Annotated in this window: 24 protein-coding genes and 1 pseudogene; 13 read left to right on the plus strand and 12 right to left on the minus strand. The window is 60.0% G+C overall.

The window, feature by feature from the left end; translation table 11 throughout:
- The first annotated feature begins 24 nt into the window (after positions 1-24).
- The 10 genes from urtB to BLR16_RS16155 are packed head-to-tail and all read left to right on the plus strand — an operon-like array spanning position 25 to position 8,676.
- Positions 25-927, plus strand: coding sequence for an urea ABC transporter permease subunit UrtB (gene urtB, locus BLR16_RS16110; protein ID WP_003432973.1), 903 nt, complete (start codon positions 25-27; stop codon positions 925-927).
- A gap of 1 nt (position 928) precedes the next feature.
- Entirely contained in the window at positions 929-2,071 is a 1,143-nt protein-coding gene (gene urtC, locus BLR16_RS16115; protein ID WP_092194355.1) for an urea ABC transporter permease subunit UrtC, read from the plus strand.
- Positions 2,068-2,805, plus strand: a complete 738-nt coding sequence (gene urtD / locus BLR16_RS16120; protein WP_003367067.1) for an urea ABC transporter ATP-binding protein UrtD — start codon at positions 2,068-2,070, stop codon at positions 2,803-2,805. The genes urtC and urtD overlap by 4 nt, the downstream gene beginning before the upstream one ends.
- A gap of 2 nt (positions 2,806-2,807) precedes the next feature.
- The gene (gene urtE, locus BLR16_RS16125) at positions 2,808-3,497 is read left to right on the plus strand and encodes an urea ABC transporter ATP-binding subunit UrtE (protein ID WP_003432976.1); all 690 of its coding nucleotides are present in this window, start codon (positions 2,808-2,810) and stop codon (positions 3,495-3,497) included.
- Between the two features lie 22 nt (positions 3,498-3,519).
- Positions 3,520-3,960, plus strand: a complete 441-nt coding sequence (ureE, locus tag BLR16_RS16130; RefSeq protein ID WP_003432977.1) for an urease accessory protein UreE — start codon at positions 3,520-3,522, stop codon at positions 3,958-3,960.
- Positions 3,957-4,688, plus strand: coding sequence for an urease accessory protein UreF (locus tag BLR16_RS16135; RefSeq protein ID WP_003367062.1), 732 nt, complete (start codon positions 3,957-3,959; stop codon positions 4,686-4,688). Before ureE ends, BLR16_RS16135 begins: the two co-directional genes overlap by 4 nt.
- A gap of 34 nt (positions 4,689-4,722) precedes the next feature.
- Positions 4,723-5,418, plus strand: a complete 696-nt coding sequence (locus BLR16_RS16140) for an urease subunit beta (RefSeq protein WP_074808255.1) — start codon at positions 4,723-4,725, stop codon at positions 5,416-5,418.
- 3 nt (positions 5,419-5,421) lie between these two features.
- On the plus strand, positions 5,422-7,134 hold the full coding sequence (gene ureC / locus BLR16_RS16145; protein WP_074808258.1) for an urease subunit alpha: 1,713 nt from the start codon (positions 5,422-5,424) through the stop codon (positions 7,132-7,134).
- Positions 7,135-7,159: 25 nt separating this feature from the next.
- Complete coding sequence (gene ureG, locus BLR16_RS16150; RefSeq protein WP_003367054.1) at positions 7,160-7,822, plus strand: urease accessory protein UreG; 663 nt, start codon at positions 7,160-7,162, stop codon at positions 7,820-7,822.
- Positions 7,819-8,676 (plus strand): urease accessory protein UreD, encoded by an 858-nt coding sequence (locus tag BLR16_RS16155; RefSeq protein ID WP_092194357.1) that lies wholly within the window; start codon positions 7,819-7,821, stop codon positions 8,674-8,676. Before ureG ends, BLR16_RS16155 begins: the two co-directional genes overlap by 4 nt.
- A gap of 41 nt (positions 8,677-8,717) precedes the next feature.
- On the opposite strand, the gene fabF is transcribed toward BLR16_RS16155, so the two are convergent.
- From fabF to BLR16_RS16175, 4 genes are all read right to left on the minus strand, one after another.
- Complete coding sequence (fabF, locus tag BLR16_RS16160; RefSeq protein ID WP_032609396.1) at positions 8,718-10,007, minus strand: beta-ketoacyl-ACP synthase II; 1,290 nt, start codon at positions 10,005-10,007, stop codon at positions 8,718-8,720.
- 2 nt (positions 10,008-10,009) lie between these two features.
- Complete coding sequence (locus tag BLR16_RS16165) at positions 10,010-13,129, minus strand: efflux RND transporter permease subunit (protein ID WP_074808265.1); 3,120 nt, start codon at positions 13,127-13,129, stop codon at positions 10,010-10,012.
- Positions 13,126-14,229 (minus strand): efflux RND transporter periplasmic adaptor subunit, encoded by a 1,104-nt coding sequence (locus BLR16_RS16170; RefSeq protein WP_092194359.1) that lies wholly within the window; start codon positions 14,227-14,229, stop codon positions 13,126-13,128. The genes BLR16_RS16165 and BLR16_RS16170 overlap by 4 nt, the downstream gene beginning before the upstream one ends.
- Positions 14,230-14,306: 77 nt before the next feature.
- Positions 14,307-14,921, minus strand: a complete 615-nt coding sequence (locus BLR16_RS16175) for a TetR/AcrR family transcriptional regulator (protein ID WP_032609397.1) — start codon at positions 14,919-14,921, stop codon at positions 14,307-14,309.
- Positions 14,922-15,008: 87 nt separating this feature from the next.
- Between BLR16_RS16175 and BLR16_RS16180 the strand changes: the two genes are divergently transcribed.
- Complete coding sequence (locus tag BLR16_RS16180) at positions 15,009-16,481, plus strand: efflux transporter outer membrane subunit (protein WP_003432990.1); 1,473 nt, start codon at positions 15,009-15,011, stop codon at positions 16,479-16,481.
- Positions 16,482-16,519: 38 nt separating this feature from the next.
- On the opposite strand, the gene BLR16_RS16185 is transcribed toward BLR16_RS16180, so the two are convergent.
- Complete coding sequence (locus tag BLR16_RS16185; RefSeq protein WP_003367039.1) at positions 16,520-17,611, minus strand: NADH:flavin oxidoreductase/NADH oxidase; 1,092 nt, start codon at positions 17,609-17,611, stop codon at positions 16,520-16,522.
- Positions 17,612-17,670: 59 nt separating this feature from the next.
- Here BLR16_RS16185 and BLR16_RS16190 point away from each other — a divergent pair, with 59 nt between their 5' ends.
- The gene (locus tag BLR16_RS16190) at positions 17,671-18,006 is read left to right on the plus strand and encodes an ArsR/SmtB family transcription factor (RefSeq protein WP_003367037.1); all 336 of its coding nucleotides are present in this window, start codon (positions 17,671-17,673) and stop codon (positions 18,004-18,006) included.
- 12 nt (positions 18,007-18,018) lie between these two features.
- On the opposite strand, the gene BLR16_RS28910 is transcribed toward BLR16_RS16190, so the two are convergent.
- The 7 genes from BLR16_RS28910 to BLR16_RS16220 form a co-directional block, all read right to left on the minus strand.
- A complete protein-coding gene (locus BLR16_RS28910) occupies positions 18,019-18,147 on the minus strand; it encodes a hypothetical protein (RefSeq protein WP_255301099.1) in 129 nt (42 codons plus the stop codon).
- Positions 18,148-18,203: 56 nt separating this feature from the next.
- Entirely contained in the window at positions 18,204-19,826 is a 1,623-nt protein-coding gene (locus tag BLR16_RS16195) for a methyl-accepting chemotaxis protein (protein ID WP_032609426.1), read from the minus strand.
- Positions 19,827-20,406: 580 nt separating this feature from the next.
- Entirely contained in the window at positions 20,407-21,729 is a 1,323-nt protein-coding gene (locus BLR16_RS16200) for an MFS transporter (RefSeq protein WP_003432993.1), read from the minus strand.
- An 83-nt stretch (positions 21,730-21,812) separates the two neighbouring features.
- The gene (locus BLR16_RS16205; RefSeq protein ID WP_003367029.1) at positions 21,813-22,691 is read right to left on the minus strand and encodes an SMP-30/gluconolactonase/LRE family protein; all 879 of its coding nucleotides are present in this window, start codon (positions 22,689-22,691) and stop codon (positions 21,813-21,815) included.
- A 47-nt stretch (positions 22,692-22,738) separates the two neighbouring features.
- Entirely contained in the window at positions 22,739-23,671 is a 933-nt protein-coding gene (locus tag BLR16_RS16210) for a 3,5-dioxohexanoate:acetyl-CoA acetone transferase (protein WP_003432995.1), read from the minus strand.
- A 90-nt stretch (positions 23,672-23,761) separates the two neighbouring features.
- On the minus strand, positions 23,762-24,550 hold the full coding sequence (locus tag BLR16_RS16215; RefSeq protein ID WP_003432996.1) for an SDR family oxidoreductase: 789 nt from the start codon (positions 24,548-24,550) through the stop codon (positions 23,762-23,764).
- Entirely contained in the window at positions 24,547-25,269 is a 723-nt protein-coding gene (locus tag BLR16_RS16220; protein WP_003432997.1) for a GntR family transcriptional regulator, read from the minus strand. The genes BLR16_RS16215 and BLR16_RS16220 overlap by 4 nt, the downstream gene beginning before the upstream one ends.
- Before the next feature lie 193 nt (positions 25,270-25,462).
- On the opposite strand from BLR16_RS16220, the pseudogene BLR16_RS28915 reads away from it, so the two are divergent.
- Positions 25,463-25,764: pseudogene (locus tag BLR16_RS28915) on the plus strand (site-specific integrase); the annotation flags it as partial.
- Positions 25,765-25,766: the final 2 nt, after the last annotated feature.

Consider the following 25,766-nt stretch of genomic DNA (forward strand, 5'->3'; position numbering starts at 1 on the left):
TGTGCAGCAACAGGTAGCGACGGCATGACTCTCGATACGCTGGTAATGCAAGTCTTCAGCGGGTTCTCGCTGTTTTCCGTGCTGGTGCTGATGGCACTCGGGCTGACCATCGTGTTCGGCCTGATGGGCGTGATCAACATGGCGCACGGCGAACTGATGGCGATGGGCTCATACATGACCTACGTCACCTCCGTGGTGTTTCAGCGCTACTTTCCGGAGCTCATGGGCTGGTATTTCATCATCGGCATCGGGATGGCCTTTGTGGTGACCTTTGCCTTCGGTCTACTGCTGGAACGCTGCTTCATTCGCTTCATGTACAACCGACCGCTCGACACCCTGCTGGCGACCTGGGGGCTGTCTCTGGTCCTTCAGCAGCTGTTTCGCCAGGTCTTCGGCCCCAAGGAAGTCAGCGTGCCCACCGTGCAGTGGTTGCAGGGCGCATGGAAAATCAGCGACGGGCTGGAGCTGCCCCTCAACCGGATTTTCATCATTGGTCTGACCTTCGTGATTGCCGCTGCGGTGTTCCTGTTCCTCTACCGCAGTCGCTGGGGCCTGCGCATTCGCGCCGTGACCCAGAACCGCGCCATGGCCGGTGCAGCCGGGATCAACACCGCGCGGGTCGACTCGGTGACCTTCGCGCTGGGCTGCGGACTGGCAGGCATTGCCGGCAGTTCATTCACCATGCTCGCCTCCACAGGCCCGGTCAGCGGTCAGCAATACCTGGTGGACACCTTTATCGTCGTCGTGTTCGGCGGCGTGGAAAGCCTGCTGGGCACCTTCCTTTCGGCGTTCGCCATCGGCCAGACCCAGGTTTCGCTGGAATACCTCACCACCGGCTCCATGGCCAAGGCGATCACCCTGCTGGTGGTCATCGTGCTGCTGTTCTTCCGCCCCAACGGCCTGTTCGCCACGAAAGTGAGACGTTGAGATGAATGACATGACTGAAAAGCCGACGCTGCGGCCGCAGGCCACAGTGCCGGGCGCAGGCAAGCCAGCGGGTGGCTGGTTGACGCTGATCGAGCGCTACAGCCTGATCTGGCTGTCGCTGCTGTTGCTGGTGGCGTTGCCACTGATACTGGGGGATTTTCGCCTCGGGCTGGCCGGCAAATACCTGAGCCTGGCGTTCTGCGCAGTGGGCATGGTGATGATCTGGGGCTACGGCGGCATCCTCAGCCTCGGTCAGGGGATTTTCTTCGGCCTGGGCAGCTACATGATGGCGATGTACCTCAAACTCGAAGCCACCGCCACGGATGAAGCGGCCAGCGCCCTCGCCGCGTTCTACGGTTCGGCACTGCCGGACTTCATGATCTGGAACAGCGTCGAAGCCCTGCCCTGGTGGTGGAAACCGTTCGAGTCGGCGACCTTTACCCTGGCCGCGATCCTGATCCTGCCTGCACTGCTGGCGTTTCTGTTCAGTTATGCCTACTTCAAAAAACGCGTGGGCGGCGTGTACTTCTCGATCATTACCCTGTCACTGGCCTCGATCATGTCGATCATGATCATCGGCCTACAGGGCTACACCGGCGGCGTCAACGGCCTGACCGATTTCAAGACCGCCTTCGGCCTGAGCCTGCAGACGCCCCAGACGCCCTGGATTCTCTACCTGATCACCACACTGTTGCTGCTGGCCAGCGTCGCGATGTGCGGGTTCATTCTGCGCAGCCGCCTGGGCAAGGTGATCGTGGCAATCCGTGATCGCGAAGACCGGGTGCGTTTCTCCGGTTACAACACTGCGCTGTTCAAGGCCTTCATTTTTGCCGTGGCCGCACTGATTTCCGCGCTGGGCGGGGTGATGTTCACCTTGCAGGTCGGCCTGGCGTCGCCCTCGCTGGTGGGCATCATTCCGTCCACCGAGATCGTCATCTACGCCGCGCTGGGTGGACGCCTCTCGCTGGTGGGTGCGGTGTACGGCACGCTGTTGATCGGCACGGCCAAAACCTGGCTGTCGGAAAACTTCGTCAGTTTCTGGCAGTACTTCATCGGTTTCCTGTTCATGGCCGTCGTGCTGTTCCTGCCCACCGGGCTGGCCGGACTGCTGCAGCGCCTGAGCAACAAGGGGGCGCAGTCATGAGCGCGATGTTACTGAGTGTCGAAGACCTGACCGTGTCATTCGACGGTTTCAAGGCTGTCGACAACCTCAATTTCTATGTCGAGGAAAACCAGGTGCATGTGGTGATCGGGCCCAATGGCGCGGGCAAGACCACCCTGCTCGACATGATCTGCGGCAAGACCCGCCCGAGTGCCGGCAGCATCCGCTTCAAGGACCTGCAACTGGCCAACATGATCGAGTACCAGATAACCCGCGCTGGCGTGGGCCGCAAGTTTCAGAACCCGTCGGTCTACGAAGACCTCACCGTGCGTGAAAACCTCGACATTTCCTCGCCGGACAAGCGCGGCATCTTCAACTGCCTGTTCGCCGGGAAGAACGCAGCGCTGAATGCCGAAATCGATCAGACCGCCGAAATGATCTTTCTCAAGGACCAGCTGGGACGCAAGGCCGGGCTGTTGTCCCACGGCCAGAAACAGTGGCTGGAGATCGGCATGCTGTTGATGCAGCGCCCGGAACTGCTGCTGCTCGACGAGCCCGTCGCCGGCATGAGCGCAGGCGAGCGGGAGAAAACCGCTGGCCTGCTCAAGCTCATCGCCAAGGGTCGCGCGATGGTGATCATCGAGCACGACATGGAGTTCGTGAAATCGGTGGCTGACAAGGTCACCGTCCTGCATCAGGGCAAGACCCTGGCCTACGGCTCGATGGATCAGGTGCAGAACGATCCTCGCGTCATCGACGTCTACCTGGGGCACTGAACATGCTGAATGTCTCTCACCTCAACGTGTATTACGGCGACAGTCACGTGTTACGTGACCTCAGCCTGGAGCTGGCGGCAGGCGAGTCACTCGCGGTCATGGGCCGCAACGGCATGGGCAAGACCACACTGCTCAGAAGTCTGGTCGGCATGTTGCCGACGCGCAGCGGCAGCATCACCCTGGCCGGGCAGGAACTGACCGGCAGCAAGAGTTATGAGCGGGTCGCCGCCGGGGTCGGTTTCGTGCCTCAGGGGCGGATGATCTTCCCCTACCTGAGTGTCGAGGAAAACATCCTCACCGGCATGCAGGGTGCGCCTGCCGCGCCGATTCCCGACTACATCTTCGAATACTTCCCGGTGCTGTTCGAGATGCGCCGACGCAAGGGCGGCAACCTGTCCGGCGGTCAGCAGCAACAGCTGGCCATCGCCCGGGCGCTGGTCTCCAACCCCAAGGTGTTGATCCTCGATGAGCCCACCGAAGGCATCCAGCCGTCGATCATCAAGGACATCGCCAAAGCCCTCAACCTGCTGAAAAAGGAACGCGGGTTTTCGCTGATTGTTTCCGAGCAGGTGCTGTCGTTCGCCATGGCGGTGGCAGACCGTTACCTGATCATCGAAAAAGGCGAATTCGTGCACAGCGAAGTCCGCGAAACCGTCGACCGCGAGCGCATCCTGCGCTACCTGACAATCTGAACAACGTACGGGAGCCATCGCCATGCTGATACTCGACCGCATTCTGGGCCAAGCCAGCGACCCTGCCCTCGCCGACCGCCTGCATGACCTGAGCCATGCCGGTCAGGTCGAAACCCTGAGCCTGTCCGGCAGTGACATTCAGCGCCATCGCCTGCGCCTGGCCAGTGATCGGGGCACCGACTGCGCGATTCGTCTGGAACGTCACCAACACCTGCGCAACGGCTCGGTGCTGATGCTCGACAGTCAACGCGCCATCGTCGTGCAAATGCAGGATCAGCAATACCTCGACCTGCAACCACGCGATGCGGCGGCCGCGCTGGAACTGGGTTATTTCGCCGGCAACATGCACTGGGCAGTGCGCTTTGCCGGAGACACCTTGCAGATCCCGCTCAACGGCCCGGAAGCTGACTACCTCGAGCGTCTGGCGCCCATGCTCGCGGACGGCCGGGTGCAGCGCGCATGAACGCCTCGAGCAGCCTGTTGCTGGCCCTGCAGCAGGCCGACAGTTTCTTTCCCGGCGGTGCGGTGGCGTGGTCATGGGGTCTGGAAACGCTGGTCGCTGACGGACACCTCGGTCACGGCGAAATCGTCGCGCCACGACGCCGGCAACGAACGGTTCGCCATAGCCGCAGTGCCGAGGTACATGGCTTCGTCGAGGGCCAATTGCGCCATCGCTGGAACAGTTTTGATCGAGTGTTTCTGCTCGCCGCCTGGCACGCGGCCGATGACCAGCCGGCGTTGATGGCTCTGGACACTCAGATCGAAGCACTCACCCTGGCCGAGGAACTGCGCCAGGGCTCACGACGTGTCGGCCAGGCATTGCTGGGCGTGCATGTCGCGCTGGGCACATCGGGCGCGGCGTCCTATCAACAGCAGATTCTGGCAGGCCACACACCGGGCCATCTGCCCGTGGTGCAGGGCCTGCTCTGGAATCACCTGGGCATGCACCGCGATCACTGCCAACTGGCTGCCGCACACGCCTTGTGCACCGGGCTGGTCAGCGCCGCCGTACGCCTCGGGGTCATGGGCCACATCGATGCGCAACGGGTGCTGACCGATATTCAACCGCTGATCACCGAACTGCTGGCGCAGGAACCGCCTGAGCCAGACGACGCGTGCGGCTTCACACCCATGGCCGAAATCGCCGTGATGCGCCACGAAACTCAGGACCTGCGCCTGTTTGCCAATTGAACCGGCCCTCTACTGACAGTTCTGGAGCCCCCTCATGTTGCTGACCCCTACCGAACTTGAACGACTCACGCTGTACACCGCCGCCGAGCTGTCACGCAAACGCCGCAGCAAGGGCCTGCGCCTGAATTTCCCGGAAGCCTCGGCCCTGATTGCCGACGAGATTCTTGAAGGCGCACGCGAAGGCCGAAGTGTTGCCGAGCTGATCGGGTTCGGCTCGACGATCCTCAACACCGATGACGTGATGCCAGGGGTCGCCGACCTGCTGCCGGTGCTGCAGGTCGAGGGCACGTTTCCGGATGGCACCAAACTGGTCACCGTGCATCAACCGATCCGGCCGGGCCGACTGCCGCTGGCGGTCATGCCGACACCGGGGGAGATTCTTTCACCTGACGGCGATATCCACCTGAATGGCGAGCGGCCGACCGCCACCCTGCGCGCGATCAATACCGGCGACCGACCGGTGCAGATCGGCAGTCACTATCACTTTTTCGAAGTCAACAAGGCGCTGGATTTCCCGCGTGAACGTGCCTTCGGTATGCACCTGGATATTCCCGCAGGCACGGCGGTGCGCTTCGAACCCGGCGAGCTGCGCGAAGTGCAACTGGTGCAGTTTGGCGGAACTGGCGACATCCACGGCTTCAGTGGCCTGACCAATGGCAACCTGCACGATCCGGCCTGCAAGCTCGCAGCGCTGGAGCGTGCCCGCGCCCAACATTTCAAGGGAGCCTGAAGCATGGCGACGATGACCCGCAAGGAATACGCGGCCATGTACGGCCCCACTACGGGCGATGCCGTGCGCCTGGGCGACACCTCGTTGCTGGCTGAAGTCGAATTCGACTACTCGGTGCCCGGCGATGAGTGTCTGCACGGTGGTGGCAAGACGCTGCGTGACGGCATGGGCCTGATGCCCGGGCACGACAGCGCTGACGGGGCCTTGGACATGCTGATCTGCAACGCGCTGATCATTGACCCGGTGATCGGCATCGTCAAAGGCGACATCGGTATCAAGGACGGCAAGATCGTCGCCATTGGCAAGGCCGGCAACCCGCAGATCATGGACGGCGTGCACCCGCAACTGATTTGCGGCGTCGCCACGACCGTACGCGATGCCGAGGGCTTGATCGTCACCCCCGGCGGTATTGACGTGCATGTACATTTCGACTCGGCGCAACTCTGCGATCACGCGCTGGCGGCAGGTCTGACCACACTGATCGGCGGCTCGCTGGGGCCGATCACGGTAGGCATCGACTGTGGCGGGGAATGGAACGTCGGCAAAATGTTGCAGGCCGCCGAAGCCTGGCCGATCAACTTCGGTTTTCTGGGGCGCGGCAATTCCAGCAAGCCTGAATCGCTGCTCGGGCAGCTGCGTGGCGGTTGTCTGGGGCTGAAGATCCACGAGGACTGGGGCGCCATGCCGGCGGTGATCGACACCTGCCTGAAAGTCGCCGACGAATACGATTTTCAGGTTCAGTTGCACACCGACACGCTCAACGAATCCGGGTTTCTTGAAGACACGCTGGCGGCCATTGGCGACCGCACCATTCACATGTACCACACCGAAGGCGCAGGCGGCGGGCATGCGCCGGACATCATCAGCGTCGCTGGCAAAAGCAACTGCATCCCCTCCTCGACCAACCCGACCAACCCCTACACCGTGAACACGTTCGACGAGCATCTGGACATGATCATGGTCTGCCACCACCTTAATCCGGACGTGCCGGAAGACGTGGCGTTCGCCGAATCGCGGGTGCGCCCGCAGACCATCGCTGCCGAGGACATCCTGCACGACACCGGCGCCATTTCGATCCTGGGCTCCGACAGCCAGGGCATGGGCCGTATCAACGAGGTGATCTGCCGGACCTGGCAACTGGCGTCGAAAATGAAAGACCAGCGCGGTCGCCTGCCGGAAGAAACCACGGCACTGGGCGACAACGAACGGATCAAGCGTTACATCGCCAAATACACCATCAACGCCGCGCGGGTATTCGGCATCGACAGCTACATCGGCTCTCTGGAGCCCGGCAAGCTGGCCGACCTGGTGCTCTGGCGGCCGGCCTTCTTCGGTATCAAGCCGGAGCTGGTGGTCAAGGGCGGCTTCATCGTGCACGCCGTGATGGGTGATTCCGCCGCCTCGCTGTATACCTGCGAGCCCTTGGTGATGCGTCCGCAATGGGGCGCATTTGGCGAGGCCAAACAGGCGCTGTCAGTCAACTTCGTCAACCGTCTTGCCGTCGAGGCTGACACCGCCACACGCCTGGGGCTCAAGAAGCAACTGCTGCCCGCGTTCGGCACTCGCACCCTGCGCAAGTCCGACATGCTGCACAACGATGCCTGCCCGGACATCCGCGTCGACCCGCAGACCTTCGATGTGTATGCCGACGGCGAGCGCCTGCACTGCGAGCCGGTCAGCGAAGTGCCACTTGCGCAACGCTACATGCTGCGTTGAAACCCTCCCGCACAGGAACCCCGACATGAGCCTGCCTCTGAATGCATCCGCCCCGCACACCGACGCCCAACCTCATCCCGGCGCAGCGCGCGTCGGTATCGGCGGGCCGGTCGGCTCGGGCAAGACACGTCTTCTGGAACAACTGATCCCGCGCTTCATTGCGCGCGGCACCGAGCTGGCGATCATCACCAATGACCTTGCGACCCGCGAGGATGCCGAGCGTGTGCAGCGCAGCGGCCTGATCGATCCTCAGCGGGTTCGTGCGGTGGAAACCGGTGCCTGCCCGCACACGGCCATTCGTGAAGACCCGACCCTCAACCTGCAAATGGCCGATGAGCTGGAGGCGCGCTTCGGCAATCTCGATCTGGTGCTGATCGAATCCGGCGGCGACAACCTGGCCTCGACCTTTTCGCTGGATCTGGTGGACTACTGGATTTTCGTCATCGATGTCGCAGGCGGTGACGATATCCCGCGCAAACGCGGACCCGGCGTGCTGAGCTGCGACCTGCTGGTGGTCAATAAATACGACCTGGCACCCTATGTGGGGGTCGACCTGCCGCGTATGCGGCGCGAGTCGGCGCAGGCGCGCAACGGCCAGCCGGTGCTGTTTACCAACTGCAATACCGGCGAAGGCGTCGACGCGGTGGTTGAAGCGATAAGCCGTGCCGTGTTGTTCGACCGCACATGAACGCCCATCAATCGTCACTGCCCGCACAGGCAAAAAGCACGGCGCATATTGCTTTCAGCAAGGCGCCTTCCGGGGCCAGTTATGTGTCTCGTCAGGAAGTCGGCTACCCCTTCCATCTGGGCCGTAACCTGACTCTGCCACAAGACCCGCCCGGCATGGCGGCGGTCTACCTGCAGTCGTGCTCGGGAGGCCTGTTCGCCGGGGAACAACTGCACCTGCATCTGCACGCAGGGCCAGGCACACAAGTGCACGTCAGTACCGGCGCTGCGACGGTCGCGCACAGCATGCTTGAGCAGTCGGCGCAGCAGACCGTGACGCTGGTCGCCGAAGCCGATGCACTGCTGGAGTACCTGCCGATGGCCACCATTCTGTTTCCACAGACGCGGCTGCATAGCCAGGTAAACGTAACGCTGCACCCCGGCGCAAGAGTGTTGCTGTGCGACGCATTCTGCCTGCACACACCTCCAGGCAGCGAAGGGTTGCCCGACTTTTACCGCGCCGATCTGCAGGTCTACAGCCCGGCCGGAAAACTGCTGGCCGGTGACCGACTGGCAATGACTGGTGCAGACCTGCAACGCCGACTGCCTGCTGTGAGCGGTCAACGGCAAGCCTTGGCGACGTTCATGCTGGTGGGCCAGGGTTTGCCGATAGAGGATTTGAAACGGACGTTGCGCGAAGCGTTACACGACGTTGCCGATAGCTACCAAGGCGTCAGCGCATTGCCGAACGATTGCGGCGTGTCCGTACGCATGATGAGCGCCGATGCAGTGGCGTTGCGTAATGCGCTGCACCTGGCCTGGGCATGCGTTCGTCAGCAATTGACAGGACTTGCGCCACGGGTGCGGCGCAAGTGAGCAGTCAGGCCACTGCAGAGCACTTTCCAGGCTGAAACGACTTACGGCATGCCTTCCCAGCGCCGAAAAAGAACGCTGGCATTGACCCCGCCGAATCCGAACCCGTTTGAAAGGGCGTGGACGATTGGGGTCTCTCGGGCGACCATGGCCACCAGGTCAAGCCCTTCGGCAGCCTCGTCCGGGTGAGTGAGGTTCAATGTGGGTGGCACGATTTGGTCTCTCAGTGCCAGCACTGTGAAAACTGCCTCGATTCCGCCGGCCGCACCCAGCAAATGTCCGGTGGCCGATTTTGTAGAGCTGATGGCGACGCCTGATCGAGCGCCGAACAATGAACGAATGGCAGCCAGCTCACCCTTGTCACCGACAGGCGTCGAGGTGGCGTGGGCATTGATATGCTGCACCTCATCAACCCCTGCGCCACCTTGATGCAGTGCTTGCTCCATTGCTCTGCGCGCACCGCGACCGTCTTCCGGCCCGGCTGTCAGGTGATAGGCGTCCGCACTGGTGCCGTAGCCTGTCAGTTCCGCAAGCGGCGTCGCGCCCCGCGCCAGGGCATGCTCCAGTGATTCGATGACCAGCAGGCCCGCCCCTTCAGCCATGACGAAACCGTCACGGTCCCGGTCAAACGGGCGTGAGGCCTCTTGCGGCCGACCCGTAAAGCTCGTGGAAAGCGCACGAGCCGCAGCAAAGCACCCCAGCGTGACGCGATCGATGGCGGCCTCGGCACCACCGCAGATTGCAATGTCGGCCTCACCGCTTCTGATCAACCGCGCTGCGTCGCCAATGGCTTGCACGCCGGCTGCGCAGGCAGTCACGGGGGCGCCCAACGGACCTTTAAAGCCATAACGGATGGAAATCTGGCCAGCCGCCATGTTCGCCAGAAAAGATGGCGCAGTGAATGGCGACAGTCTGCGAGGTCCACGTGTATCCGTGACACGCACAGCGTCGGCAATAGCGCCAAAACCGCCGACACCCGACGCAATGACGGTCGCCGTTCGCTGCTGTTCCACCTCGGAGTCAGGATGCCAACCAGCCTGCGCGAGCGCTTCATGAGCAGCGACGAGCGCGAACTCGATGAAGCGGTCCATCTTCTTGCGCTCTTTCATCGGGATCACGCTATCCGGGGCATACCCGGCAACCGGGTCTTCTCCGAGGGTCGGCACCTGGCCTGCGACTGAAACACCGGTGCCATCACTGACACTGCCCGGCAGCAAGCCAATGCCCGAGCGGCCACCCAACAATCTGTGCCATACCTTCTCGACTCCGCACCCCAAGGGACTGACTATGCCGCAACCGGTTACGACGATCCGCTTTTGGACATATTGATTCATGATCAGATCCTCTTCATCTCTGTGCCCGTTGAGGCATGACTGCTGGAGTTTGGGGGTAGCGATCCTCTATCCGGACGGATTTTGAACCAGATCGAATACATGGCTGGCAGGAACACCAGCGTCATCACAGTCCCGCCGAGGGTGCCTCCGATCAGCGTGTAGGCAAGCGTCCCCCAGAACACCGAATGGGTCAGAGGGATGAACGCCAGGATCGCCGCCAGTGCCGTGAGCAGCACCGGGCGTGCCCGCTGTACGGTTGCTTCGACCACCGCCTGAAACGGGTCTAGCCCTTGCTTTTCGTTGTGGTCGATTTGCCCGATCAGGATCAAGGTATTGCGCATCAGAATGCCGGACAGCGCGATCAGCCCGACGAGAGCGTTGATACCGAACGGCTGATTGAACAAAAGCAGTGTCGGCACAACACCGATCAACCCAAGTGGAGCGGTGAAAAACACCATCATCATCGCCGACATCGAACGCACTTGAAGGATGATGATCAGCAAGGTGACGGCAATCATGATCGGAAACAGCGGGGCCAATGCCGCAGTAGCCTTTGCCGATTCCTCTACTGATCCGGCCTGCTCGATCCGATAGCCCTCCGGGAGGCTGTCGATGATCGGCTGCAGTGCTTTCATGATCACGGCGGAGACATCCGGCGGTTGCAGATCTTCCGCGATATCACCGCGCACGGTGATGGTCGGCACACGATCTCTACGGCGCAGAATCGGGTCTTCCATACGCACTTCAACCACTCCGGCCTGCGAAAGAGGAATGCGCTGACCGGCAGCCCCCACCAGCGTGAAGCCCTCGATCTTCGCGGGGTCCAGGCGGATGTCACCCGCCGCCCTGCCCATCACTTCCACCGAGCGGATATCTTCGCGTACAGACGTGACAGGGATGCCCGAGAGCAGGAACTGTAATTGCCGGGCTGCTGCGCTTGAGGTCAGCCCGACGGCCTGCAAGCGATCCTGATTCAGAGAGAAGTGCAGCGTAGGCACTCGCGTTCCCCAATCGCTGTTGACAGTGCGCATCATCGGACTCGCCGCCATGATGGTTTCGACCCGACTGGCGATCTCGCGCAATGTGTCAGGGTCTGGCCCGCGCACGCGATACGCCACAGGAAACGGCGAATAAGGACCGAACACGAGCTGTGTGACCCGGACCCGGGCCTCAGGTGCAAGCCCGTTAGCAACGGCCTCACGAATCCGCAGCTTGAGCGCTTCTCGTGCGTCCTGGCTTTCAGTCAGTACAACGATTTTTGCAAACGACGGATCCGGCAGCTCCGGCGCCATTGCCAGATAAAACCGTGGCGAGCCCTGTCCGATGTAGGACGTGACGATCTTCGCGGCATCCTGCTGTTGCAGCCACGCCTCTACCTTGGCGGTGGTTGCGCTGGTCTGCTCGATGGATGTGCCATAGGGCATCTGCACTTCGATCAGTACTTCCGGACGATCGGAGGTCGGGAAGAATTGTTTCTTGACCGCCCCCATCCCGAGAACTGCCACGACAAATGCAGCGATCACCGCACCCGCCACCCACCACTTCCTGGCAATGACGTGGGTCAGAACCCGTCTGAAACGATTGTAATGCGCAGTGTCGTAGATGGCGGCGTGTCCGCCTTCAACCGGCTTGATTTCCGGCAGCATCTTCACCCCCAGATAAGGTGTGAAGACCACTGCAACTATCCAGGAGGCAATCAAGGCGATGCCGACAATCCAGAACATGTTGCTGGTGTACTCACCGGCAGTCGACTGCGCAAAGCCGTTCGGCATGAAGCCGATAGCGGTCACCAGAGTACCGGCAAGCATGGGCGCTGCGGTGTGGCTCCAGGCATAGGCTGACGCCTTGATCCGGTCGTAGCCCTCCTCCATCTTCACCACCATCATTTCGATGGCAATGATTGCGTCGTCCACCAACAGGCCCAGTGCCAGGATCAATGATCCCAGGGTAATCCGGTCGAAGTTCTTGCCCGTCGCTTCCATCACCACGAAGACAATGGCCAGCGTGAGCGGTACGGCTGCAGCGACCACCACACCGACTCGCCAGCCCATGCTGAGAAAGCACACCAGCATCACCACAAGCAGGGCGACGAAGAACTTGATCATGAACTCGTCAACCGCCGAACTGATGTTCACCGACTGGTCAGTGACCTTCGAAAGCGTCATTCCCAATGGCATGCCTTGATTGATTCTGGCTGTTTCCGCGTCCAGCGCCTTACCCAGGTCCAGACCATTCCAGCCGTCGCGCATCACGATGCCCAGCAACAGGGTCGGCTCGCCCTGATTGCGGACCAGAAAGGTCGCGGGGTCTTCGTAGCCGCGTTCCACTGTCGCCACGTCCTGCAGCTTCAGCGTTTTACCCCGCGCCACAATCGGCGTGTTGCGGATTTTCTCAAGGGTGTCGAAGGCACCGTCCAGACGTATAAACACCTGCGGCCCGCTGGTTTCAATCGAACCGGCGGGGGTCAGGACGTTCTGGTCGTTGAGCGCCGAAAAAATGTCCTGGGGAGCGATACCCAATGTTGCCAGCCGCTCGTGGGAGAACGACACGAAGATTCGTTCGGCTTGCTCGCCGATGATATTGATCTTCTTCACGCCCGGCACATGCAGCAGACGCTGACGCAGTGACTCGGCATCGCGTACCAGCAGCCGCTGCGGCTCACCTTTTGCTTTCAACGCAAACAGCGCAAAGGTCACATCCGAAAATTCATCATTGACCAGCGGACCAATAACCCCCGCAGGTAACGACTTCGCGGCATCACTGAGTTTCTTGCGCGCTTGATAAAACTCTTCCTGCACCTGAGAAGGTGGGGTCTTGTCCTGGAATGAAACCATGGTGAATGCCAGACCCGGCCGGGTGTAGGTCTCGCTACGGTCGTACCACTTCAATTCCTGCATGCGTTTTTCAAGCGGCTCGGCGATCTGATCCTGCATCTCCTGAGCGGTTGCGCCAGGCCACGCAGAAATAACGGTCATTTGCTTGACAGTGAAAGGCGGATCTTCCGCACGCCCCAGTTTGAAAAATGAAAGCGTACCGGCCACGCCGATCAAAACAATCAGAAACAGCGTAATGGAGCGTTCGCGAACCGCCAGTGCAGAAAGGTTGAAACGTCCCGGATTCATGGTCGCGCCTCAGCGGTGATACCACCCTGCTGCACACGCACTTCTTCACCGTCATGAAGTAAATGCGTACCCAATGCCACGACCTGCTCGCCGGCCTCTAGACCACCACTCACGTTTGCCGAATCTTCACTCACACCCAGCAGTTGCACAGCGCGCCAGGTGACTTTTGCAGGCGTACCTGCGATGACCCAGACACCAGGGCCTCGACCCGGATCATGCAGAGCGGCAATGGGTATCGCCAGCGACTGCCGGGCAGGCTTGCCAACAGCGATATCGAGGGACACCGTTGAACCCAGAGGCGCACTGACGTTTGAACCTTCAAGCACATACCTGGCTTCAAAGGTACGCGTCAGCGGATCTGCTGCGTCAGAGAGCAGCCGCAGCCTTGCCGGTATGACGCTCGCACTGTTTCCATACAGTCTGGCCTCAGCCCGATCACCCATCGCCGGCCGCAAGGTTTCAGGCAGATGGACAATGGCTTCGCGTGGCCCGGCCTTTGCCAGCCTGACCACGGGCTGGCCTGCGCTGACGACCTGCCCAGGCTCGACCAGGGTGTCGACCACCACGCCGTCGGCGTCCGCCAGTAAAACGGCGTACCCGGTTGCGTTACGTGCCACGCTGGCCTGCGCTTGAGCCGCATTCAGTTCTGCCTTGGCGGTGTCGGCCAGGGATTTGATCCGGTCGTAGGCGGAAGCGGATATCGCACCAGCGACGACCAGGTCACGGTTGCGCGCTTCGTCATCTGCAGTCTGCCTGGCTCGCGCCACAGCGGCGGCAACCGCCTGCTGTTGGGCCTGAGCCTGAAGCCCAAGGTCAACGGGGTCCAGGCGCATCAGTGGCTCACCGCGCTTGACGGTCTGGCCGGTATCAACCAGGCGCTCGAGCACCTTCCCGGAAACCCGAAACCCCAGGTCGCTCTGAACCCGAGCGACCACGACACCTGTGAAAGAACGGAAGGCTTGATCAGCATTTGCAACAGTGGCCGCCCTTACCAGCGGCGGCTGGGTACGTGGATCGCGCACCTCGGACGACTCGCTGCACGCAGTCAGAAAGAGAGGCAATAACAGCAAGGCAGTGGTTTTGGGTCTGGACAGGAGCATGGGATCCCTTACTTGAAATCAAGTGAGCAGGGAAACGATTCTCCGTAAAGTGACCAAATTAGTCAATGGTCACAACTTCATGGTGCCAGACTTCGCAGTATCAACGCCGACAGCTGGACCGGAGCCGTCGACACAATGTCGAGGTTGTATTGCAATTGCACCGGGTTGATGTACGGGCGCATGACCAGGTGAATGGCTTGAACGGCCTCGTCCAGAGGTGTCTTGCGCTCGAACTCTCCCGACTCCCTGCCTTCAAGAACGATTTGCTGGATGAGCTGGCGAATACGCTCGTCGTGCGCGGCAGCAGAAGGCCACTGATCGCGGCCTGCGACAGCGGCTATGTCATACAGCTTCCGGTCGTGAAAAAACAGATCGCTACCGGCTTCCACAAGCGAGCGGAACAGGCGGCGCAGCCTTTCGGAGGCCGTTGGCGCCTCGCTGATTGCCGAGTTCACCAGCGCCATGATCATGGCCAGCCGGTTCGAGCAAATCACTTCGCCAATGGCTTGCTTGGAGTCGAAGAACTTGTAGATGTAGGCCTTGGAAAAACCAATGGCTTTGGCCAGATCGGAGACCGTGGTTTTCTCATAGCCGTAGTGGCCGAAATGCTGTGTTGCCGCTTCGACAACCTGATCGCGAACGCTGTGGTCGGAGGGACCGCGCATTGGCGATGTTTTGATTTGATTAGTCATGTTTCCAGCTTAGCTATGTGAACACTCGTTGACAACAAGTGACCAAATCGTAATATAGTCACAACCTGATCAACTCAAGGAATTTCCATGCGCCCGATTTGTACTTATGTACTGGTCATGAGCACCGGCCTGCTGTCGGGCTGCGCCGTGGGCCCGGATTACCAGCGCCCGGATGCGCCCCTGCCTGACCGTTATCTGACTCAACCACGTGGCGCTGCGAATATTACCGCGCATCCGCCTGTCAGTGCCGCGTGGTGGGACGGTTTTGATGATCCGTTACTGAGCAGCTTCGTGTCACGCGCACTGGCGCAGAACCTCGATCTCGCCCAAGCCCGTGCGCGGCTTGCTCAGGCACGCGCCGGAGCAGATGCGGCAACCGCCGCCCTGCTCCCATCGGGCAACATCGATGCACAGACGGCTCGCGCGCAGCAATCGGTAGAGACTCCACTCGGTCAGGTCCTGAACTCGACACCTGGCTACGATCGTTATGGCAATTCCTATGAAGCCAATCTGACGGCAAGCTGGGAGCTGGACGTTTTTGGCGGTTTGAGACGCAGCCGACAGGCTGCACTGGCTGAATATCAAGCTTCGCAGGCAGGTGTTGCGGCTGCCAGGCTGGCTGTGGCAGCCCGGACCGCTGATACCTACATCACCGTCCGTGGTCTGCAAGCCAGACTGGCAATCGCGAACCGACAGGTTAAAACCCGGCAGGATCTGCTGGAAAAAGTCCAGCTCCTTCATGAGCGTGGTCTGTCCCCGAAATATGAAGCTCGTCAGATCGAAGCGGAGCTTTTACAGGTGCAGGCAACAGTGCCTATTCTGCAAACAGGTCTCGACGCGGCGATGAACGCGCTAGATGTGATGTTGGGCGTGCCGCCTGGCACTCACCGGAGCTCTCTGGCTGAAACAGGTCGAATCCCACACGCACCCGAGCTCACGTCGACAGGAACGCCAGCCGATCTTCTCCGTCGCAGACCTGATCTGATCGTGGCCGAGCGGCGCCTCGCCGCTTCCAACGCACGTATCGGCGTGGCGATCAGCGAGTATTACCCCAAACTCTCACTCAGCGCACTGCTGGGCAGCGCCACAGCCGTGTCGAGCGGCAACCTGTTTACCGATGGTGCCAGTCAGTCAGCAGGTATTTTGGGGCTTCGCTGGAGGCTTTTTGATTTCGGCCGGGTGAACGCCCGGATCAGACAAGCCAAAGGACAAGAGGCAGAAGCTCTGGCGGCTTATCGACAGTCAGTTTTGCGCGCCACTGAGGACGTTGAAAACGCTTTTTCTTCGTTGACCAGCCGCGAAACTCAAGCTGCAATGCTGGGTAAAGGAGAAACTGCACTTGCTTCAGCCCGGCAATCCTCATTTGCAAGCTACAGCAAAGGTGCTGCCAGTTTGATCGAGGTTCTGCGCGCTGACGAGAAAATGCTGCAGGTCGCTGACGCCAAGGCGCAGGCACAGGTCGAATCCGCACAGGCGGCGGTCGCCGTCTTCAAAGCGCTGGGTGGTGGTTGGCAAATGCCTTCCACCACTTCACCTGAAGAGAAGATGCCTACGCTGTAGGTGTCACCAACGAACGCATCCTTTCAGATCAGGCGTACTCAGCGATAACGTTCAAGCCAGTGAGCGTAAGGCGCCGGCAAGGTCCAGGCCGACTTTTCAACGCCCAGTTCTTTCGCCGCGAAATAGGCCCAATGAGGATCGGCCAGATGCGCACGGCCAATCGAGACCAGATCGAGCTGGCCTGACTTGACCGCCTCTTCAGCCAGCTTCGGCTCGCCGAAGCCCCAGGCGCTGGTCACTGCAATATCCGCTTCACGACGCACACGCTCGGCGATCGGTCCCATGAACGCAGGCCCCCACGGAATGTTGGCGTCCGGCGTGCTGAAACCGACGCTGACGCTCAACAGATCCAGCCCGCCAGCCTTGAAGCGGCGCGCCAGTTCGATTGACTCGGCAAGCGTCTGCTCGTCGCGACCGTCGTATTCGATCACGCCAAAACGTGCGGTGAGCGGCAGGTTCTCAGGCCAGACTTCACGTACTGCGGCCAGGGTTTCCAGCAGGAAACGGCTGCGGTTATCGAAGCTGCCGCCGTACGCATCGGTGCGTTGGTTGGAGTGCTCGGAGAAGAAGCTCTGCCCCAGGTAGCCGTGGGCAAAATGCAGCTCGATCCATTCAAAGCCGGCATCGCGGGCGCGACGCGCAGCATCGACGAAGTTCTGGCGAACACGCGCGATGTCGTCCAGGGTCATGGCGCGCGGGACTTTCGGCAGGTTGGCACCGAACGCAATGGCGGACGGAGCGATAGTGTCCCAGCCACGCGAATCGGAAGCAGCGATATGGTCATCACCTTCCCATGGACGATTGGCACTGGCCTTGCGACCCGCGTGGGCAATCTGAATACCCGGCACGCAACCTGCGGCCTTGATGGCTTTGACGACAGGTACGAATGCCTGTGCCTGTTCATCGTTCCAGATACCGGTGCAACCGGGAGTGATACGTCCTTCCGGCGCAACGGCGGTAGCTTCGACCACCAACAGACCAGCACCGCCACGTGCCATGCTGGCCAGGTGCACGTGGTGCCAGTCGTTGATGACACCTTCGGTTGCCGAGTACTGGCACATCGGAGGAATGGCAATTCGGTTGCGCAGCGTAACGTCTTTCAGTTTGAAGGGTTCGAACAATGCAGACATTGGAAAGCTCCCGTAGGCCAGATGACTTTTGATTTCAGTTGTTCGATGGTAATCGAACTATGGCAATAAACGGAAGCCTTGATATCATCCCCTCCATGCGAACCTTCCAACACCCCGATCCTGAAGACCTCACACTCGAACGCTTACTCTATGCCTTGAGTGATCCCGTTCGCATGGGAATCGTGCGCTGCCTGGCCGGCGTCGCAGAAGCCACCTGCGGCGAACTGGACGGCGGACGCCCTAAATCGAGCATGTCCCATCATTTCCGCGTGCTGCGCGATGCCGGGCTTGTACAGACGCGCAACGTGGGCACCACGCACATGAACTCGCTACGCAAACAGGTGCTTGAGAGCCGGTTCCCGGGTCTGCTGGACAGTATTCTGGCTCAGCATTGATGTGACAAGGCATCAGCCCTGAGACAGCCTGCGCTGCCATTTCATTGCATGAATTTCGATGCGCTGGACGCGATCGTCATCCAGCGCACCAAAGGTTAGGCGCGTTTTTTGAATATGCAAAAAAAACCCGGCATTAGCCATCGACTAATCCCGGGGGTTTAAGCAGCCTAAGCGTGTTTACGAGCAGTCCTCAGACCTTAAAGCCGAAACTTGCCCACTTCCGTCTGCAGGCTGGTGGCGAGGGTCTTCAGGCCGCCGCTGGTCTTGAGCAGTTCCTGAACCGACATGTTGTTCTGTTCAGCCATTTGCGCGGAGCGCTCGACGTTACGTGCGACATCCTGGCTCGCTGCGGTTTGCTCACGCAGCGCGAAGGATATCTGGTCGACCACCTGCAGAACCTTGCCCGAACTGTCGCGAATCTCGATGATCGCCTGACCGGCGGTGCCAGCCATTTCGACGCCTTCGTTCACTTCCTGAACGCCGCTGCGCATGCTCTCGACGGTCTCCCGTACGCCCGCCTGAATTTTCTCGATCATCCCGGCGATTTCCTTGGTGGATTTGCCAGTGTTCTGCGCCAGCAGGCGTACCTCGTCAGCAACCACTGCGAAGCCACGGCCTTGCTCACCGGCCCGAGCAGCCTCGATGGCCGCGTTGAGTGCCAACAGGTTGGTCTGGTCGGCAATGCCCTGAATCACGCTGACGATCGATGAAATGTGCTCGGAGTGCTGACCCAGGCCTGCGACCTGAGTAGAAGACAGCTGCACGGTCCGGGCGATGCCATTCATGCTGGACAAGGTGTTTTCGATGACCTGCGCACCATCTTTCGACTGCTGCCCCGAACGGCTGGCGAGTTCATGCGCCTCGTCGGCGTTTTCGGAAACGTGATGGATGCTGACGGTCAGCTCTTCGATCGTGGCCGCCATCGCCGAGGCGGACGTCGACTGCTCCTGGATCGCACCGGACAGTTGCTCGGACGCACCGGAAATCTGTTGTACGGCAACGACCAGTTGATTGGCGGCCTGGCTGATCTGTTGAATCATCTCGCGCAGACGATTCTGCATACGATCGAAAGCTTTCGGCAGTTCATCGTGACTGCTGGTGTCGATCACGGTATCCAGCTTGCCATTGGCAATTGCTGTTGCGGCATCAATGGCCAGTTGCAGGCGCGCCGTGGTGCTGCGTCCCAGTGCCGCGGCCAGTATCATCGCCAGAACGGCAGCTGCCAGGCCACCGCACATCAGGATCATGATCGCGAGCCGCTTGGCATCCGCCATTTCCTGGCTGCGTTGAAGCAGCAACTTCTGCTCGGTGCCGCTGATCTCAGCCAGCAGAGCGCGCATGCTGTCCATTTTGGCTTTGTCAGCCCCCGAGGTGATGCGTGCATCCAGTTCATCATCAGCCGCATTGCGTGCTGTCAGATCGCGGCGCAGGGCGATGATCGGATTGATATCCTCGTCAAGCCAGCGCTTCTGGGTTTCACCCAGTGCAGCCAGGCGGCGCTGCTGCTCCGCATTGTCGGCTGTCAGGCGCTTGAGCGAATCGAGCTCTTCGGTGAAGCGCTTTTCCCCCGCCACCAATGGCTCCAGAAACGCATCCTTCGAGGCAATGACAAAGCCGCGCATGCCAGTTTCGATATTGATCAGCTGTTCAAGGGCAAGTTGAGCTTCGCTCAGCACCTGGTACGTATGGACATTGCTGTTGGTGGCTTCCTCGACCTGCTCGAAGCCTCTGTAAGCACTCGCGACAAGGACGGCGATAAATACGATGATCGCGGCAAAGCTGAAGTAAAGCTTTTGCGAGATGCTGAGTTTGCTGAACATGATGTCGATCCTGAACATAGCCGTTCCGTGGCTTGCATGGTGGGCGTTATCGCTCGTAAAAATAGGCTGAACCAACTTTTATGATTGATGTCATTGAGATATTACTCATGTCGCCCGCCAGCTCAGTAACTTTAGAGACCGTCATTTCATCGAACCTGAATAAAGGCTCTAACCCCACCCAACCTGTTGATATTAAAGGTTAAAAAATTTTTATTACACTCGGCATTTCATTCGCTGTACGACTCAAAAAACTTGACGATCCAGTTTTTATGACGTCAATTTTTTGCCTCTGATAGTCAAGGCATGTTCTGATCGCGACAGCTGAGATGTCGCTGCACAACAAGTAATGCCAGTAAAAAGTAATACTTTATTCTTCCACTCCCATTGGCCGTATGGTCCGGCAAACGCATGCTGACGCTCTTGAAAGTGGCACTTTTTGGCTGATACGGGGACAGATGTTGAGAACTGACGTTCTCTTTCTGGTCCCCGTAAGCCGACGCATCTGTGCAGATACAGCGCGTCATTACAGAGTGACTTCCCGTTCTGGAAGATCAAAACCAAGTGACCTTCCTTTTCACCCTTACACGCTCCGCTGCGCTGTCAGCAATTCCGGACGGTGTGAAAACAGTTGCAAAAACGCCCCGCCCAACGCGCAACCGGCCATCACGAAAAAGCACACGGTATAACCGCTGAGGCTGGTCCAGCCGCCGCCCATGGAAATCAGCGTCCCCATCAGCACCGGGGCAATACCGCCGCCGATGAACATCGCCGTGGTGATGATCCCGTTGGCTGTAGAGGTTGCCGAAGGTTGTGCAGAGTCGGAAGCGACTGCGTAGTAGATGGGCCAGACGGCATTGGCGACCAGACCGAAAAGCAACTGTACGGCGATAACGATCAGGATGGTGTTGGCGAAGTAAAAGGCCCCGACACTGAGCGCCATCCATATGCCACAGATGATCAAGGTGATGCGCCGGCCGATGATGTCCGACAGCGAAGGCCAGATCAGTTGCCCGAGAATGCCGGTCAACGTGAACACCACGCTCATCCCCGCCGACTCGGCCAGCGACAGGTTGAGGATGTTGTACAGGTAGGCCGGCAGAACAATATTGACGCCCATGTACACCACCTGCGTGAGCAGGGTGTTGCCGGCAGTCAGGGCGATATTGCGGTTACTCAGCGTCGCTTTTACCGACTTCCAGACCTGGCCTTTTACATTGGTCGACGGCGTGCTGTCCGGCGGGGTCATGCCTTTGGCAGCGATGTCCACGTACAGTTGAGTAATGCGCTCGGCCGTGGAGTAGCGTGCCCAGAAGATCATCAGTGGCAACGCAACCACGAAGGCGAAGAAGAACACATAACGCCAGTTTTCCTCACCGTAGGTGCTGATCACGAAACTGGCGACAATGCCGCTGAGCATGGCGCCGATGGGGTAACCGGTATGGTGCGCGCCCAAGGCAAAACCACGGCGTTCAACAGGCCACCACTCGGCAGTGTTGCTGACGCCGACCGGTTCGCCCCAGCCAGCGCCCAGGTTCACCCCGACCCGCAAGGCAATGAAACTGGCCAGGCTGCCACTCAATGCCTTGAAGCCCGACAAAAACGACAGCGCGGTGTAACCCAGTACCAACGGCACCTGAAAGCGCGCCCGTTTCCAGCCCCCGCCGTAACGATCACTCCAGATGGAGCCGGGTATATCGAGAACGGCCAGCGCCAGCATGACCACCGTAGCTACCGTCCCCCACTGGTCCGCAGACAGGTCGAAATGCTTGGAAATCGTTGGGCCCAGACGCAAGACGATCTCGCGATCGTAGGCATTCAGAATCCAGATCATCCAGCAGACCAGCAACGACACCCACGAAAAACGATGAATCTTGCCCAGCGATGCGTTCTTGTTATTTGGCATGGGAAATCTCCAGGCGTGCCGCACACGCCCCTGCGAGAAAGGGTCCAGTCGTCCTTAACGTTCAGGTTCAGTCTGTCGACGGGTTAACTGGCAAAGCGCCGCTCGGCGATGCCTTTCACACCCAGTCCGGTGATGGCGAACAGGGCACCGCGTTGCTGGCCATCCTCCGGAAAGCGCGGCAATGGCGGCTTGGCCATGGAGGTGACAAACAATGTGTCCAGATTCGGGCCGCCGAAAGTCAGACTGGTCACTTTTTTCACCGGCATGTCGATGATGCGATCCACCTGCCCGTCGGGGGTGTAGCGCACCAGTTTTCCGGCATACACCAGCGCTTGCCACAGACAGCCTTCGGCATCCACGGTGCAGCCATCCGCCGCCCCTCCGCCTGAGGTGTCGACCTTTGCAAACGTACGTCTGTCGGCGACTGCGCCGCTGGCGTTGTCGTAATCGTAGGTCCAGATCTCTCCTGACCAGGTGTCGGCGAAATAAAAGGTTTCTCCGCCCGGACTCCAGCAAGGACCGTTCGACACGATGATGCCTTCATCCAGGGTGTGCAGGCTCAGGTCCGGATCGAGGCGATACAGCTTGGCGCTGGCCTGATCTTCCTGCGTGTCCATCGAGCCCACGATGAACCGGCCCTGCCGATCGACCTTGCCATCATTGAGTCGATTGTTCGGCAGCCCCGGTTCGGGGTCGACGATCAGCTCGAGATCACCGCTCGGCAAGTCAAGGTTGTAGATACCCGTCTGCAACGCCACGAGCGCCGCATCGCCGTGCTTGCGCAAGGCCATGGAGCCGATTTTCTGACCGACATCCCAGGCGCGCAGTTCGCGCCCGTCGTTGGTGCAGCGCAGAACGCGGCCGTCGAAGCTGTCGATCCAGTACAGGCGCTGTTGCTCGACATCCCAGACCGGGCCTTCGCCCAGCGTGGTCTTAACGTCGACAACGATTTCGATACGCATTTTTCACCTCTGTCTTGTTGTTATTGAGATGACACATTTTGCGACGACTAGAAATTAACCTTGTCCTGCCCCTTCAGATCTAGCATTTCACGGGCTTGGTCCGGCGTTGCCACCTGCCCGCCCAGCGCTTCGATCACCGTGCGGATACGCTTGACCTGATCGGCATTGGACGCCGCCAGTTTGCCCGGTCCATCCCACAACGAATCCTCCAGACCGACCCGCACATGGCTGCCCATCGACAGGCCCATGGTGCCCAGCGGAATCTGATTGCGACCGGCCCCCAGGATCGACCACTGATAGGCATCGCCAAACAGGCGATCAGCCGTACGGCGCATATGCGCCAGGTCTTCAGGATGCCCGCCGATACCGCCACGCAAACCGAATACCGACTGTATGAAAATCGGTGCCTTGAGCAACCCGCGCTGCAGGAAGTGCGCTGCGGTATACAGATGACCGATGTCGTAGCATTCAATTTCAAAGCGTGTGCGGTTTTCGGCGCAGGTATTGAGGATGTGCGCGATATCGCGGAAGGTGTTGCGGAAAATCCGGTCGTCGCTGTCGGCCAGATAAGGACGCTCCCAGTCGTGCTTGAATTCGCTGTAGCGATCGAGCATTTCGTACAGCCCGAAGTTCATTGACCCCATGTTCAACGAGGCCAGTTCCGGCTTGAGCTGCGCCACCGGTTGCAGGCGCTCCTCCACGCCCATGGTCGGCGCGCCGCCCGTGGTGATATTGATCACCACGTCGCTCTTGGCCTTGATCTGCGGCAGGAACTGCCGAAACAGATCGACATCCTGACTGGGCCTTCCGTCATGTGGGTCGCGGGCGTGCAAATGAACGATCGAGGCCCCGGCCTCGGCGGCACCGATGGCTGCATCGGCTATTTCCTGCGGCGTGATCGGCAAATGAGGCGACATCGACGGCGTGTGGATCGCACCCGTCACTGCGCAGGTGATGATGACCGGACGTTTCTTGGGCATGAGCATTCTCCATTCTTGTTGTTGGCGAGAAGTCTGATGTGGTACATGACTCGGACGATATCCGGTCATCGTTGCCATCGGGCCGAATCCTCAGAGGTACTCGACGTTGCCATCCACACTGATGGCCTGACCCGTGACGTTGCGGGCGGCGGGCGAACACAGAAAGAGCGCCATCGCAGCAACATCCTCGGCGGTGACCATGCGCTTGAGCGAAATCTTTTTCAGGTACTCCTCGCGCATCTCCTCCTCCGGCACGTTCATCTGCTGTGCACGGGCCCGAATCACCCCGTCCATGCGCGGACCTTCGACGATACCCGGCAGCAAGGCATTGACGCGGATATCACTTTCCCCCAACTCGGACGCCAGCGACTTCATCAGCCCGACAATCGCCCACTTGGTCGCGGCATACGGGGTGCGCCAGGCATAGCCCAGGCGACCAGCGACCGAAGCGATATGGATCAGGTGTGCGTTGGGTGAGGCCTTGAGCAACGGCACCGCGTGATGAGCGAAGCGGTACTGCCCAGTGAGATTGATATCAATGGTGCGCTGCCACTCTTCTTCGCTGATAGCATCGATACCTGCCGTAGGGCCAGCGATTCCGGCGTTATTGATCAGCACATCAAGACCGCCGAACTGTTCACGCTGCACCCTGAACACCGCTTCGATCTGCACCGGATCAGCAACGTCTGCGCGCGTGGCAACGCTGCCTGGATGACGATCAAGGAATGCCGCAATGGCCGCCTCGCTGACATCACACACATGTACCTTTGCCCCGGCTTCCATATAAGCCGCCGCCAACACCTCACCGATCCCGGCCGCACCACCGGAAATCAGGACGCGCAGCCCTGTGTAGGGAACCAGCCGATTGAGAACACTCATGCTTTTTTCACTCCCGAGACCCGCGACCTGGAGCGGTCGCTCTTTGCGATCAGGCGCGTCAGAGAATCAGCCGCCTGCATGATGTCGTCGGTGACCGCTGCACGAGCGGCCGCCCCATCACGCGCCGCCAGCGCCTCGACGATACGGTTGTGTGCTTCCATCGAACGCTGAAGATGCGCCTTGTCAGGCGCAACCAGCGCGAAACACGGACCGATGTGCAGCCAGAAATTCTCCACTGCTGCCACGATGAGTTCGGCCTTGGCCACCGCGTAAATGCGCCGGTGAAAGGCAAAGTTGGTCCACAGATAGAGCGCGACATCAACGCTGTCAGCAGCCGTCTGCATCTGCCCGCAGAGCTGGCTGATGTCAGCAAGATCGGCGTCGTTGATCAGAATGACCGCCTTCTCGGCCAACAGCCCCTCCAGCGCAACCCGCGCATCGCGAATCTCGCGCAGCCGCTCCGGGGTCATCATGGGTACGCGAAGACGAGCGGTTTCGGTGACTTCGAAGGCGTTCTCGGCACTGAGGCGATTCAACGCCTCGCGCACCGGCATCGGACTGGAACCCAGCGCTTCGGCAAGGCCACGAATCGTCAGCTTCTGACCCGGCTGAAAGCGCCCGCTCATCAGTGCTTCACGGATCTGCCGGTAGACTTGGTCCTGGAGGGTATCGCGAGAGACCTGCCGCATGGCGGGCAGGAGGATCGGAAGGTCTGTCATGGGGAGTAACTCATATTAGCGTTCTTATGGGGCTAATATGTGATCACAAATAACATATGTCAAATTGTTTTTTGGAGACCGTGGGAACCATAGCCAGAGCTCGCGTCGCGGGCCTAAGGGCAAAGCGTTGTCGTGGAAGAAGGTCGCCACAGTTTTTAGGTAACAGCTCTTGGCTATTCCGAGCGGCTGGATGTGGACGCTGGCACGGGGCCGCGCCTCTTATAAAAAGCGACAGAATTTTATGTGCAAGCAAGCAGCGCGAGAAGATTTCTTGAGGATCCGCATCCACGACCTCAAGCATTCATTTGGAAGACGGCTGCGTGCCGCTGGCGTTACCGATGAAGACCGGAAAGCTTTGCTCGGGCACAAGAACGGAGTATCAACACCCACTACTCGACAGCGGAGCTGGATCAGCTTATTACAGCGGCAAACAAGGTATCAGTAACCGACTCACGCGCGCCAGCGCTGGTGATTCTGAAGAGGAGGCAAGTGTAGGT

The sequence above is a fragment of the Pseudomonas sp. BS3767 genome (assembly GCF_900099665.1).
Lineage (GTDB): Bacteria > Pseudomonadota > Gammaproteobacteria > Pseudomonadales > Pseudomonadaceae > Aquipseudomonas > Aquipseudomonas cerasi.